The sequence below is a fragment of the Pseudomonas sp. SA195 genome, from assembly GCF_054131565.1.
In genome coordinates this window covers 2,977,315-2,990,556 of the sequence record NZ_CP096392.1, presented here as the reverse complement: position 1 = coordinate 2,990,556, position 13,242 = coordinate 2,977,315, and the positions used below count along the sequence as shown (strand labels likewise).

Annotated in this window: 12 protein-coding genes; 5 read left to right on the top strand and 7 right to left on the bottom strand. The window is 64.2% G+C overall.

Annotated features, from left to right (window positions below):
* Positions 1-28 precede the first annotated feature (28 nt).
* From M1D78_RS13830 to M1D78_RS13820, 3 genes are read left to right on the top strand one after another with little or no spacing between them, the layout of a single operon-like run.
* Positions 29-742, top strand: coding sequence for an AzlC family ABC transporter permease (locus M1D78_RS13830; protein WP_437420569.1), 714 nt, complete (start codon positions 29-31; stop codon positions 740-742).
* Positions 742-1,068 carry an AzlD domain-containing protein gene (locus M1D78_RS13825; protein WP_437420568.1) on the top strand — a complete coding sequence of 109 codons (327 nt, stop codon included), beginning with the start codon at positions 742-744 and terminating at the stop codon, positions 1,066-1,068. Before M1D78_RS13830 ends, M1D78_RS13825 begins: the two co-directional genes overlap by 1 nt.
* A 59-nt stretch (positions 1,069-1,127) precedes the next feature.
* Positions 1,128-3,005 (top strand): MFS transporter, encoded by a 1,878-nt coding sequence (locus M1D78_RS13820; RefSeq protein WP_437420567.1) that lies wholly within the window; start codon positions 1,128-1,130, stop codon positions 3,003-3,005.
* A 6-nt stretch (positions 3,006-3,011) separates the two neighbouring features.
* On the opposite strand, the gene M1D78_RS13815 is transcribed toward M1D78_RS13820, so the two are convergent.
* From M1D78_RS13815 to M1D78_RS13795, 5 genes are all read right to left on the bottom strand, one after another.
* The gene (locus M1D78_RS13815; RefSeq protein ID WP_437420566.1) at positions 3,012-3,935 is read right to left on the bottom strand and encodes a MalM family protein; all 924 of its coding nucleotides are present in this window, start codon (positions 3,933-3,935) and stop codon (positions 3,012-3,014) included.
* Between the two features lie 133 nt (positions 3,936-4,068).
* Entirely contained in the window at positions 4,069-5,361 is a 1,293-nt protein-coding gene (locus tag M1D78_RS13810; RefSeq protein WP_437420565.1) for a maltoporin, read from the bottom strand.
* 244 nt (positions 5,362-5,605) lie between these two features.
* Complete coding sequence (locus M1D78_RS13805) at positions 5,606-6,607, bottom strand: tripartite tricarboxylate transporter substrate binding protein (RefSeq protein WP_437420564.1); 1,002 nt, start codon at positions 6,605-6,607, stop codon at positions 5,606-5,608.
* 38 nt (positions 6,608-6,645) lie between these two features.
* Positions 6,646-8,154, bottom strand: a complete 1,509-nt coding sequence (locus M1D78_RS13800; RefSeq protein WP_437420563.1) for a tripartite tricarboxylate transporter permease — start codon at positions 8,152-8,154, stop codon at positions 6,646-6,648.
* Between the two features lie 10 nt (positions 8,155-8,164).
* Positions 8,165-8,632, bottom strand: coding sequence for a tripartite tricarboxylate transporter TctB family protein (locus tag M1D78_RS13795; RefSeq protein ID WP_437420562.1), 468 nt, complete (start codon positions 8,630-8,632; stop codon positions 8,165-8,167).
* A gap of 608 nt (positions 8,633-9,240) precedes the next feature.
* Here M1D78_RS13795 and quiC point away from each other — a divergent pair.
* Entirely contained in the window at positions 9,241-11,151 is a 1,911-nt protein-coding gene (gene quiC / locus M1D78_RS13790; protein ID WP_437420561.1) for a 3-dehydroshikimate dehydratase QuiC, read from the top strand.
* Positions 11,152-11,222: 71 nt separating this feature from the next.
* Positions 11,223-11,900 (top strand): TetR/AcrR family transcriptional regulator, encoded by a 678-nt coding sequence (locus M1D78_RS13785; protein ID WP_437420560.1) that lies wholly within the window; start codon positions 11,223-11,225, stop codon positions 11,898-11,900.
* On the opposite strand, the gene M1D78_RS13780 is transcribed toward M1D78_RS13785, so the two are convergent.
* Together M1D78_RS13780 and aroQ are read right to left on the bottom strand one after the other, a co-directional pair.
* Positions 11,901-12,755 carry a shikimate dehydrogenase gene (locus M1D78_RS13780; protein ID WP_437420559.1) on the bottom strand — a complete coding sequence of 285 codons (855 nt, stop codon included), beginning with the start codon at positions 12,753-12,755 and terminating at the stop codon, positions 11,901-11,903.
* On the bottom strand, positions 12,752-13,198 hold the full coding sequence (gene aroQ / locus M1D78_RS13775) for a type II 3-dehydroquinate dehydratase (protein WP_437420558.1): 447 nt from the start codon (positions 13,196-13,198) through the stop codon (positions 12,752-12,754). The genes M1D78_RS13780 and aroQ overlap by 4 nt, the downstream gene beginning before the upstream one ends.
* Between the last annotated feature and the right edge of the window lie 44 nt (positions 13,199-13,242).

Genomic DNA, 13,242 nt, shown 5'->3' with positions numbered 1-13,242 from the left:
GCTGCGCAGCAAAGCCCAAGGAGCCTCGATGTCCCGCTCGCAGGAGTTCATGCACGGTTGCCGCGATATCTTGCCGCTGATCGTCGGTGCGGTGCCCTTCGGCATTATCTTCGGCACCCTGGCGGTCGGCGCCGGATTGTCCGGCTGGCAGGCGATGGGCATGTCCGCGCTGGTGTTCGCCGGGTCGGCGCAATTCATTGCCGTCACGCTGATCAGCGGTGGGGTCGGTGCCGCAGTGGTACTGCTGACTACCTTTATCGTCAACCTTCGCCACGCGCTCTACAGCGCCTCGATGCAACCCTTTGTGCGCCATCTGCCGAGCCGCTGGCGGGTGCCGCTGGCCTTCTGGCTCACCGACGAGGCCTTCGCCGTGATCCAGCATCGCTATGCGCGAGACGACAGTTCTCCCGACAAACACTGGTTCTTCTTCGGTGCCGCGCTGACCATGTACCTGAGCTGGCAACTGGCAACGCTGGCGGGCATCGCCTTTGGCCAGGCGGTGCCGAACGTGGCGAGCTGGGGCCTGGACTTCGCCATGATCGCGACCTTTATCGGCATCGCCGTGCCGATGATGCGGACCCGTCCGCAGGTGGTCTCGGCACTGGTTGCCGCAGCCGTCGCGCTGATGACATGGTCGCTGCCCTACAAGCTCGGACTTGTCGCCGCGGCGCTGGCGGGCATCGTCGTCGGCGTCTGGCTGGAGCGCCGCGAAGAGCAGCGTGTAGTCGGGGAGGCGTGCTGATGCAGACCTGGTTGCTGATCCTTGGCATGCTGGCGATCACCTTCGCCACCCGCTACAGCTTTTTCGCCTGGCCGAACCTGCGCTTCCCGCGGCTGATCGAGCAAGGCTTGCATTACGTACCGGTGGCCGTGCTGACTGCCATCGTCGTGCCCGGCATGCTGATGCCCGAGGGTGAGTGGGCATTGGACTGGCGAAACGCCTACCTGCTGGCCGGGGTGCTGTCGATCGCCATCGCCGCGCTGACTCGCAACCTGCTCGCCACCATCGCCGGCGGCTTGTTGGGCTTTTTCCTGCTGCGCTGGGCGTTTGGGCAGCTGCCGCTGTAACGCGCCACCGATAGCCTCGCGCGACGCAACCACACCTTCTTTTCCATGGAACCGGATCGATGAACACTCCCCACTCGCAGTTCACCTTGTTCGGCAAGCGGCGGTTTCTACCGTTCTTTCTTACCCAGCTGTCGGGTGCGTTCAACGACAACCTGTTCAAACAGGCGTTGATCCTGGCGATTCTCTACCGCATCGGTTCGAGTGCCGATTCCAGCCTGCTGATCAACCTCTGCGCCTTGTTGTTCATCCTGCCGTTCTTCCTGTTCTCGGCGCTGGGTGGGCAGCTCGGTGAGAAGTTCGCCAAGGAGCGTCTGATCCGGGCGATCAAGGCGGGTGAGATCGTCATCATGCTGGCCGGTGGGGCAGGGATGCTATTAGGGAACCTGCCGCTGCTGCTTGCGGTGCTGTTTTGCATGGGTACGCAATCGGCGCTGTTTGGGCCGGTGAAGTACTCGGTCCTGCCCAAGCTGCTCGAAGACCACGAGTTGGTCGGCGGCAATGCGCTGGTGGAAATGGGCACCTTCCTTGCCATCCTCGCCGGCACCATCACCGCTGGCGTGATGATGGCCAGCGAGGCCTATGCCGAGCTCGTCGCGACCGGCGTGGTGCTGGTGGCGGTGCTGGGCTATCTGGCCAGCCGCGGCGTGCCGGCTACCGGGGCGTCGCTGCCAACGCTGCGGCTGGACTGGAACCTGTTTCGCCAGACGGGCGCCATCATGCGCTTGGGGTTGGGCCAACGCCTTTCGGTGTCGCGCTCGCTGGTCGGCAATTCCTGGTTCTGGTTTCTCGGTGCGACCTACCTGACGCAGATTCCGGCCTATTCGAAAGTGCTGCTTCACGGCGACGAGACGGTGGTGACACTGATCCTGACGGTGTTCTCGGTGGGCATCGCCCTCGGCTCGCTGCTCTGCGAACGGCTCTCGGGGCATAAGGTCGAGATCGGCCTGGTGCCGTTCGGCTCCTTTGGACTGACCCTGTTCGGCCTGTTGCTGTGGTGGCATTCGGGGGGCTTTCCCGTCCCCGACGCGCCGTATGACTGGCTCGGCCTGCTCGCCATCGGCCAGGCCTGGTGGATACTGCTGTCGGTGTTGGGCCTCGGCATGTTCGGCGGGCTTTACATCGTGCCGCTGTACGCGCTGATCCAGTCGCGCACCGCCGAGCACGAGCGCGCGCGGGTGGTGGCGGCGAACAACATTCTCAACGCCTTGTTCATGGTGGGCTCGGCGCTGATCGCCATCTTGCTGCTGAGCGTGGCCGGGCTGTCGATACCGCAGCTGTTCCTCGTGGCCTCGCTGATGAACGTGGCGGTCAGCGCCTACATCTTCAGCATCGTGCCCGAGTTCAGCATGCGCTTTCTGGTCTGGCTGCTCGGGCATTCGATGTATCGGGTGCGCCAGCAGGGGCTCGATGCGATTCCCGAGGAAGGTCCCGCCGTGCTGGTCTGCAACCATGTGTCCTTCGTCGATGCACTGCTGATCGCGGGCGCGGTGCGGCGGCCAGTGCGTTTCGTCATGTACTACAAGATCTTCAACCTGCCGGTGCTGAACTTCATCTTCCGTACGGCCGGCGCTGTACCGATCGCCGCGCGCCACGAGGACGAGGCGACCTTCGAGCGCGCATTCGAGCGCATCAGCCATTACCTGCAGAACGGCGAGGTGGTGTGCATCTTTCCCGAGGGCAAGCTGACCGCCGACGGCGAAATCAACGAATTCAAGGCTGGCGTCGAACGCATCCTGAAACGCGATCCAGTGCCGGTGGTGCCGATGGCGCTGCGCGGCCTGTGGGGCAGTTTCTTCAGCCGTGCCCCGCACAAGGGCTTTTTTCGCCGCATCTGGTCCCGCGTCGAACTCATCGCCAGCTCGCCCATCCCCGCCGCCGAGGCCAGCCGTCAGCGGCTTCAGGGCGAAGTCGGCAGGCTTCGTGGGGACGGGCGCTAGCGGCGCTCATTTGATCTCGATGCGTTCGAGCAGATAGGCCCGGGCACTCGGGTCGCCAGTTCGCACGGCTTCGTCGGCCAGACGCAGGGCGCGCTCGATATCACGGCTGGCCAGCGCGGCGTCGATGCCCTGGCGATAGTACGCGCGCGTTTCGGGCAACACGTCCGGCCGTGGTTCGCTGGCCACTTCCACCCCCATCTCGCGACCCGTGCTGTATGGCGGCACGTAATGGCCGGCCGCCTTGGCGGCGTCGCGGTCGGCGACCAACACCATGCGCACCATCCCGACCGGCGCATGCTGAGCTACCGGGTCGGCGATGTTCGGCGGCTGGTTGCCCAGCGCACGGGCGTAGGCCTTGGCCGGGTGCTGCATCGACGTCTGGCCGCGCATCTGCTCGTTGTCGGTATAGAGCACAAGGTAACGTTCGCTGGCCGGGTTGTCCGGGTAGCGGCGATCAATGCGCAGGCGTGTGTCCAGGCTGTCGCCCTTGAAACCGCTGGCTGGCGCGTAAGTAAAGTCGTCAGCATCGAGCAAGCGGGTGATGCGAAAGCGGCTGTCGAGCAGCATCGCCCGTGGCGCGAGCACGGTTGCGCCGGCCTGGCTGTACAGGCGCAGCTCGAACGATCGGTCGCCCGCTGGCAGCTGGAACGCCCGCAGGAAGCTCTTGCCCGTGTCGAAAGCAAAGGCGGGCGCGCCGGTATCGATGGGGACGTCGCCAGCGAAATCCAACGCCACGGGCTGGTACGGCAACTCGCGCAGGCTGGTGCAGCACACCGGTGCGGCATCGAGCGCGGCATGGGCGTGGTCGATGGGCATGTCGAGTGGGGCGGAGCTTTGGGTCAGCGCATCGACCCGGCGCAGGGGATCGCTGGCGCAACCGGCCAGTAGGCCGAGGCCGATCAGCCAGGCGGCGATTCGGTAAGCGTGCATGGGACACCTCAATCAAAAAGGGCCTCTGCCGGGAGCTGCGACGCGCTGCGCTGCAGCCCTGCCGACCGAGGCCAAGTCCGCTGGAGCGGCGGAAGGAGCACTCAATCAGACGCCCGGGAGTGGGCGCCATCGGTCACTGCCACCAGGCCTCGACCTGCACGCCGAAGGTCAGGCCGTCGTCGTCACCGGCATCGATGGACTCACTGGCGGCGTTGTAGCGGTCGCCGTCCCACATGGCGTAGGTGGCGAAGGCACGAATCTGCGGCCGTGCCCAGAAGCTGCGCCCGGCCGACCACTGTTGAGCCAGGGTGATCTTCTTCAGGTCACGCGTGCGTTCGCCGTCAGCCTGCGGGTCGATACGGTCGTAGCCGAACTCCAAGGCCGTGCTCATTACGTCGCTCCACTTGTAGACGGGACGCACACCAAAGGAGAGCCATGTCTGCCCGGCGTCGTTGTCCAGGTCGCGGTCCTCGTAGATCTGCGCGTACATCATCTCGATGTCATCGGTGACCGCGACCACGCCGCTATTGACCACCCGCAACATGGTGCCGTCACTGTTGCCGGTGCTGTTGCGCCCGCTGCTGCCGATGATGCCGTCGGTGCCGTATTGCACCGCCAGCTTGTTATAGCCGCCGAACCAACCACTCTGCTCGTGCTGCACGGTGACCAGGTGGCCCTTCTGATCGGTGTAGCCCGGGTCGCGCTCTTGCTCGTCGGTGAGGTTGGCCTTGCCGTAGTCATAGCCGAACTCCAGCTTGCCGCCCGGGTTGAAGGCCACGTCGGACAGGCGCAGATCCACGGTGTCGTTGGCGATATTGGTTCCGGTGCCGCTGCCCTGGTAGGTCCAGTCGCCATCGGTGTTGCGCATCCAGGCGATGTGCGCCTTGCCGAAGCCGAGGTCAATGTCCTCGATGCCAGCGCCGGGGCCGGATACGTCCCAGTAGTAGTAGTCGTTGATGTGTACGTCGTTGCGCCGGTAGTAGCGCTTGCCGGCCCAGAGCGTCGCGCCGGGCAGGGCGTCGATGACGTTCTCACCAAGCACATGGAATTGGCGGATCGAGGTGGTGCCCGCTTCGTCGAAGGGATTGTTGGCGCCGGCGTCTGTGTCGGTGCCGCTGGCTTCCCAGTCGTTACCCTGGTCAGAGCGGTAGGCAATCATGCTGTCAACGTAAAAGCGCTTTCCGCCCTCGTTGTACAGCTCCTGGCCCAGACCGATCTCGGCGTAGGTCTCGCATTCATTACCGAGCCGATACTTGGCCGGCGCGCCCGGCACCTGGAAACAGGCCTGGTCGCCGCCACCGGCCGTGGTACCGACGCCCGAGCGCAGGTAGCCATGGAAATCCACGGCATGTGAGGGCATGGCCGCCAGCAAGGCGGCGCAGAGCAGGGTGGGTCGAAATAGGCGCATGGAGGCTTGCGGGTTCATCGCGATAGTCCTTTTTTGTTGTTGTCAGGTACTGCCAGCGTGTCGCCAGCTCGCCGTTGGTAGGCGAATGGCGTGAGCGAAAGCCTGCGGATCGGCAAGGATGGCGACATCCTCCCGGCGGGTTTTTTTCCAGGCGGAGCGGCGGGGCGTAGCAGCGGACGAGGGGCGATGAACGAGCGCTAAATCGGGGCGGAACGAAAAAGCCCGGCGTGAGGCGCCGGGCTCTTTGGGTGAAGCGGTGCGGTCAGGGTTTGGGAATATCGAGCGTTTCCGGGGAGACCTTGCTGGCGCCGGCTTCATACAGCGACCAAGTGGTGACCGACTGCCAGCGATCGAGGAACTGCTTGGCCTCGTCGCCCTTGAGGTTCAGCGGCTGTGCGCCCAGGTTCTTCAGGAAGCTCTGAAACTCCTCGCTCCCGACGGCCTTGGCAAAGGCATCGCTGAGCTTCTGCTTGACGTCGTCAGGCGTCTCCTTGCGGACCCAGATCCCCCAGAACGGGCCCCAGGGCAGGTAGCTCTCCATCTTTGGCAGCGCCTTGGTGATCGGCTCGACGCCAGGCAGTTGCGGCAGTGGCTCGGTAGCGACCACGGCCAGACCCTTGATCTTGCCGGAGGTGATCATCTCGCGCGCCGCGATCAGGCTGAGCGGCATGAAGTCGATGTGCCCGCCCAACATCGCCGTGATACCCGGGCCGTCGCCGGCGAAGGTCACTTCGCGAACCGGCAGATCGCCGACCGCCTCGATCATCGCGTGGACGGACCCCGGCAGGCCGCCAGCGCCGGTCACGCCCATGCGCAGGGTGTTCGGGTCGGCTTTGGCAGCGGCGAGCACGTCGGCCATGGAGTTGTAGGGGCTGTCGGCCGGCGCTGCGATGACAGCGATGTTCTGGCCGATGATGTTGATTGTCTCGAAGGCGTCGTAGTCGAATTCCGCCAGGCCGAGCAAGGGGTACAGCTGGGCATTCTCGGCGGCCATCAGCACGGTGTAGCCATCCGGGCGCGCCTGCAGTACAGAATTGCTGCCGATCACCCCGGTCCCGCCGGTGCGGTTGTTGATGATGAACTTGCCGCCCAGTTCTTTTTCAACGTACGGCGTCAGGCTGCGCATGACGATGTCGGTGGCGCCGCCCGCACCCCAGGGCACCACGCCCTGGATGTTGCGCTCCGGATAAGCCGCGAACGTGGGCAGGGAGAGCGCAGCGGCGGCTGCGGTCAGTGTTGCAGTTGCGATCAGTTTCCTAAGCATTGCAGTGACTCCATTGTTGTTGTTCTAGCAGGGTGGTTTCAGACCGGCGCAGCAGCCTTGCGGCGCTTGAGCAGGCCCATCAGGGGTGTATTGCCGAGCAGGATCAGCACCAGGCCGGCGGTTAGGATCAGCGACAGTGGGTTGGTCACCAGCTCGCTGAGGAACGCGACGGGGTTGTCACCGACCGAGGACATTGCCTGGCGATACGAGGTGTCCATGAGCGGGCCGAGGATCACGCCGAGGATTACCGGACCCATCTGGAAGCCAAAGGTCTTGAGGAAGTAGCCGAGCAGGCCGAAGCCGAGCATCCAGTACACCTCGGTCATGCTGCTGTTGATCGAGTAGGTGCCGACCGTGCACAGCACCAGAATCAACGGGACCAACACGGGCTTTGGAATCTCCACCATCTTGGCAAACAGCTTGATGCCGGCCAGGCCGAAGATCAGCAGGAAGATGTTGGCCAGCGCCAGGTTGCCCACGGTGAACCAGAAGATATGCGGGTTCTCGACCATCAGCATGGGGCCGGGGTTAAGGCCATGGATCACCAGCGCGCCGATGATCACCGCGGTGACGGCGTCGCCGGGCATGCCGAGGGTCAGCATCGGCACATAAGCACCGCCGACGGCCGCGCTGTTGGCGGTTTCCGGCGCCACCAGGCCCTCGTAGGCACCTTCGCCGAAGGGGCGGGTGGGCTTCTTGACGCTGCGTTTGGCGTGGTCATAGGCCATCAGGGCGGCGATGTCACCGCCAACGCCGGGCAGCACACCAACCACCACGCCGATGATCGAGGTCCGGATCGACAGTGGCAGAAACTTCAGCACCATCGCCAGCGAAGGGACGATCTTGTCGACCTTCTGCCGCACGGGCGCCGTGTCCAGGTTGTGCATCATGGAGAAGGCTTCGGCGACGCCGAACAGGCCAATCATCACCACAACGTAATGGATGCCGCCCATCAGCTCGATACGGCCCAGGGTAAAACGACCTTCCGCGGTGACCGGGTCCATGCCGACCATGCCGATGATGGCACCCAAGGCCGCGGCGAAAATGCCCTTGGCCAGCGAGCCTTTGGCGAGGCTGCCGACCAGCAGCAAGCCGATGCCGGCAATCAGGAAGTAATCTCGCGGCGCGAACTTGAGGGCAAGTTCGCCGATCAGCGGAGCGGCGGTGGCCAGCAGCAGCGTGCCGACAAGCCCGCCAATCACTGACATCACGGTGCTCAAACCAATGGCCTGGCCGGCCTCGCCACGCTTTGCCAGTGGGTAGCCATCGAAGGCCGTCGCGACTGAAGAAGGTGCGCCCGGAATGTTCAGCAGGATGGCGCTGCGCGAGCCGCCATACACACCGCCGATGAAGATGCCGACGATCAGCGACAGCGCCTGGTTGACCTCCCAGCCGAAGGTGAAGGAGACCAGGATCGACACCGCCATCGTCACCGAAAGGCCGGGAATTGCGCCGATGTAGATACCGGCGAAGGTGCCGAGCGCGGTGAGCATCAGCAGGCCGGGATCGAACCAGGCCATGGTGAAGTAGGTGAGGGCTTCGCTCATGACATCGGCCTCAGGGCAGGTAGACGCTGAACACGAGTGTGAACAGCAGGTAAATGACGGCTAGGGCAAGCGTGCTGACGCCCAGCGCCAGCAACACGCCGCCTCTGCGCAGATAGACGATGCAGGCGGTGGTGAAGACGAAGGTTGCGACGTAGAAGCTGACCCAGTCCATCAGCATCAGGTAGGCGACCGCCATCCCTAGAAACACCACCACCCGGACCGGCAGATGCTCGCGGCAGAACTGCTTCAGCGCGGCCATGCCTTTGACGGTGGCCGGCTTGCTGAGCAGCGACTCGCCCAGGCACCAGAGCGCCGAGGCGACCATGACGAAGCTGATGCCCAGCGGGAAGGCCCCTGCGGAATTGAGCGATGAGAAACCGGATATGCCGTAGGCCAGATAGGCAATGACGAGGCTCAGCGCCAGCAACAGCAGGCCGAAGGCGAGTTCGCCGACCAGGCGGGTTTTAGGTGCTTTCATAGCGTGCTCCGTCGTCGATTCGCCCGGGCTTTGGGCAGTAGGGGAGCTGCAAGCGTAGCGGGTCGGCGCTGCGGCCGGACTGACGGAGCTGCGTGCCGAGCCTGGAGCCGGGGCTTGGTGATGCGGCTGGCTCGTGAGCTGGCCGAACGATGCGGGGCTGTTCATGGGCAAGGCACTCTTATTATTGGTAGCAAGCGGTCGTGGCCGCCGTCGTGTTTGGACGCATAGTGCGAGCAGCGTGAGCGTGGCGCAATTTGGTTTGGCCGATTACCGAACGAAAACTAACCGGTTCGAACATATTGGACAAGGCGCAGCTACTCCGGGGTTTGCGGGCCGCGGCGCGTAGCGCTCGGTGAGCGACGCTTTTACGCCAACCAATGTATGCGCTGCCCGAGAACTACACCGAAATGCGCGCACACCGCGTTCCCGCGAATTACAAAAACAGCGTTCGATTATCGAACGATAAAACTCACCGGTTAGTACATTTGGTTTGCCTGGGCAGCGTGTGCGCGCGAAGATCGGAGGCACAGTCGGGCACGGCCCGGCGCCCTATGGACGAGGCGACCGCTAGACGGCGCCTGCCTCGCCATCGACCAGGAGCCAAGCGCATGCACCGTTCGATCGCTACCGTCTCGTTGAGTGGCACACTCCCCGAAAAGCTCGAAGCCATCGCCGCGGCCGGTTTCGACGGCGTCGAGATCTTCGAGAACGACCTGCTCTATTACTCGGGCAGCCCGCGGGACATCCGCCGCCTGTGTCAGGACCTGGGCATCGAAATCACCCTGTTCCAGCCGTTCCGGGATTTTGAAGGCTGCCCGCGCGAGCGCCTGCAACGCAACGTCGACCGCGCCGAGCGCAAGTTCGACCTGATGCAAGAGCTGGGCACGGATCTGGTGCTGGTGTGCAGTAACGTCCAGCCCGACGCGTTGGGCGATGAGCGCATCCTGGCCGACGACCTGGCGCTGCTCGCCGAGCGGGCCGGTGCACGGCAATTGCGGATCGGCTACGAGGCGTTGGCTTGGGGCCGTCACGTCAACACTTACCAGCAGGTTTGGAACCTGGTACGCCAGGTCGATCATCGCGCGCTCGGTGCCATTCTCGACAGCTTCCACACCCTGTCGCTCAAGGGCGATCCCAGCGCCATCGCCGACATCCCGGCGGAAAAGATCTTCTTCGTGCAGATGGCCGACGCGCCGGTCCTGGCGATGGACGTGTTGGAATGGAGCCGCCACTTCCGCTGCTTCCCAGGGCAGGGCGAGTTCGACCTGCCGAACTTCCTCGCGCCCATCATGCGCACTGGCTACACCGGGCCCCTGTCTCTGGAGATCTTCAACGACGGGTTCCGCGCCGCGCCGCCGCGCAGCAACGCTGCCGATGGCTTGCGTTCGCTGCTCTACCTCGAAGAGAAGACTCGCCAGGTGCTGGAAAAGGGGCCCGCCGATACCGCACGGCTCGATACGCTGTTCGAGCCTGCGCAAGCCAGCCGTTACGAAGGGGTCGAATTCCTCGAGTTCGCCGTCGACGAACCCTGCGCGGCCAAACTGACCGGCTGGCTGGAACGCCTGGGCTTCGCCCGCGCCGGAAAACACCGCTCGAAGGCGGTCAGCCTGATGCGCCAGGGCGATATCAACATCGTGCTCAACGCCGAGCCCTATTCGTTCGGGCACAACTTCTTCGAAGCCCATGGACCGTCCCTTTGCGCCACGGCGCTTCGCGTGCGTGACGCTGCCGCCGCGTTGGACCGTGCTGTCGCCTTCAAGGCGCAGCCCTACCGCGGACTGGTTGGCCCGAACGAGACGGAAATTCCCGCAGTGCGGGCGCCGGACGGCAGCCTGATTTACCTGGTCGAGCATCGCGAGCCGGGCGCGACCATCTACGACAAAGATTTCATCCTCGATGAGGCCGCGACCCCTACCGGCCGGATGCAGCGCATCGACCACATGGCGATGGCGCTGCCGGCCGATGGGCTGGATTCATGGGTGCTGTTCTACAAGACCTCGCTGGATTTCCAGGCCGACGACGAAGTGGTGCTGCCCGACCCCTACGGGCTGGTCAAGAGTCGCGCCATCCGCAGCCGCTGCAGCAGCATTCGCCTGCCGCTGAACATCTCGGAGAACCGCAACACGGCGATTTCGCATGCTGTATCAAGCTACCGCGGCTCGGGCGTGCACCACATCGCCTTCGATTGTCAGGACATTTTCACCGAGGTGAACCGCGCGAAAGACGCGGGTGTGCCGCTGCTGGATATCCCTCTGAACTACTACGACGATCTCGCGGCGCGCTTCGATTTCGACGATGAGTTCCTGAGCGAGCTGGCCTACTACAACGTGCTCTACGACCGCGATGCACAGGGTGGCGAGCTTTTTCACGTCTACACCGAACCCTTCGAAGACCGGTTTTTCTTCGAGATCCTGCAGCGCAAGAACGGCTACGCCGGCTATGGCGCGGCCAACGTGGCGGTACGTCTGGCCGCCATGGCCAAGGCGCGCAGCGGCCCGTCGGCGGCGCCGCGGGTTTAGCCCATGCCGGTACATCAACGACGCGGCGCGGTGCATAATCCTCCGCGAGCCCTGGCCTGACAGATATAACAATGAAGCAAGCTGCCAACGCCCCGGAAACCGGCAACGACGCCGAGAAGGCGCCCCGTATCGGGCGCAAGAACAATCCCGAGAAGACCCGTCGCGACATCCTCGAGGCCGCCATTGCCGAGTTCGTCCAGCAGGGGCTTTCCGGTGCCCGGGTGGACGCCATTGCCGAACGCACCCGTACCTCCAAGCGGATGATCTATTACTACTTCGGCAACAAGGAGCAGCTCTACCTGCGGGTGCTCGAACGGCTCTACGGTGACATACGCAACAACGAGCGCACGCTTCAGCTCGCCGAGTTCGAGCCCCGCGAGGCGATGCGCCGTCTTGTCGAATTCACCTTCGATGATCACGAGCGCAACCCGGGTTTCATCCGCATCGTTTGCGTCGAGAACATTCACCACGGCGAGTACGTGAAACGGTCCGAGGCCATCCGCTCGATGAGCAATACGGCGCTGGAACTGCTCGATCAGATCCTTCAGCGTGGCGAGGCGGAGGGGGTCTTCCGGCCGGGCCTGCAGGCGCTCGACGTGCACCTGCTGATCAACTCCTTCTGTTTCTACCGCAACTCCAACCGGCATACCTTCGGCCACATTTTTCAGATCAAGCTGCACGATGCACCCGTGCGGGCGCGACACCGCGAGATGATCAGCGACGCGGTGTTGCGATACCTGCAGGCCTGATCACATCGCCAAGAAGTCGGCCTGCATGCGTTCGGCATTCGCCTCGACGCCGGTGAACAGCTCGAACGCCTTGACTGCCTGAAAGATCGCCATGGTGCCGCCGTCCAGCGTGCGGCAGCCCAGCGAACGGGCGTGGCGCAGCAGTTCGGTTTCCAGCGGGAAGTAGATGATCTCCGCGACCCAATGCCGGGCGTTCAGCAGTTCGACTGGCAGCGGTGTGCCCGGCAGCTTGGCCATGCCGACGGGCGTGGTATTGACGAGCCCGTCGGCGTCGGCCATGGCCCCCGCCAGGTCAAGCCCCACTTCCGCGCGGCCCGGGCCAAAGGTTGCGTTGAGATTGTCGACCAGTCCTTGCGCCCGCGCCGGTTCCACGTCGAAGAGACTCAACCGCTGCACACCCTCGACGAGTAGCGCATGGGCGACAGCGGCGCCGGCACCACCGGCGCCCATCTGCACCACATGCTCCCGTGCGACATCTGGCAGGCCGCGGCGCAGCCCCTCGCCGAAGCCAAGCGCGTCGGTATTGTGGCCGACGCGCTTGCCATCCTTGAGGACGACGGTGTTGACGGCGCCAATGCCGCGGGCCTCGTCCGAGAGTTCGTCGAGCAGCGGAATCACCGCCTGCTTCGCCGGAAAGGTGATATTCAGCCCGGTGAAGCCCATGCGCTCGGCTGCGGTGAGGAGATCCGGCAGGGCACTAGTATCCAGGCCGAGTTTGTCCAGGTCGATCAGGCGGTACAGGTAGCGGATGCCCTGCGCATCGCCTTCATGCTCGTGCAGCGCCGGGGTGCGCGAAGCCTGGATACCAGCGCCGATCAGACCGGCCAATACGGAGCGGGTTGGGGAGGGGGTCATGGGCGGGTCTCGAGCAGGTTGGCGAAATATTCCAGGCCAAGGCGATAACCCTGGCTGCCCAGCCCGCAGATCACGCCGATGGCAACGGGCGAAACGTAGGAGTGATGACGGAAGGGCTCGCGCTTGTGCACGTTGGACAGGTGGACCTCGACCACTGGCAGCTCGACGGCGGCCAGCGCGTCGCGAATGGCGAAGGAGGTGTGGGTCCAGGCGGCCGGGTTGATCAGAATGCCGGCGTACTGGCCGCGAGCGGCGTGGATACGCTCGATCAGCGCGCCTTCGTGGGTGGTCTGGAAGAAGTCGATGGCCAGGCCGTTGGCTTCACCGGTACGGCGGCACAGCTCGGCGATATCGGTCAGGGTTTCGTGGCCATAGGTGGCCGGCTCGCGGGTGCCCAACAGGTTCAGGTTAGGGCCGTTGAGTACGAGGATCGTCTGGGGCATCTGTTGTTATGCTCAAAATGTACCATCTGGTTAATACACACCTT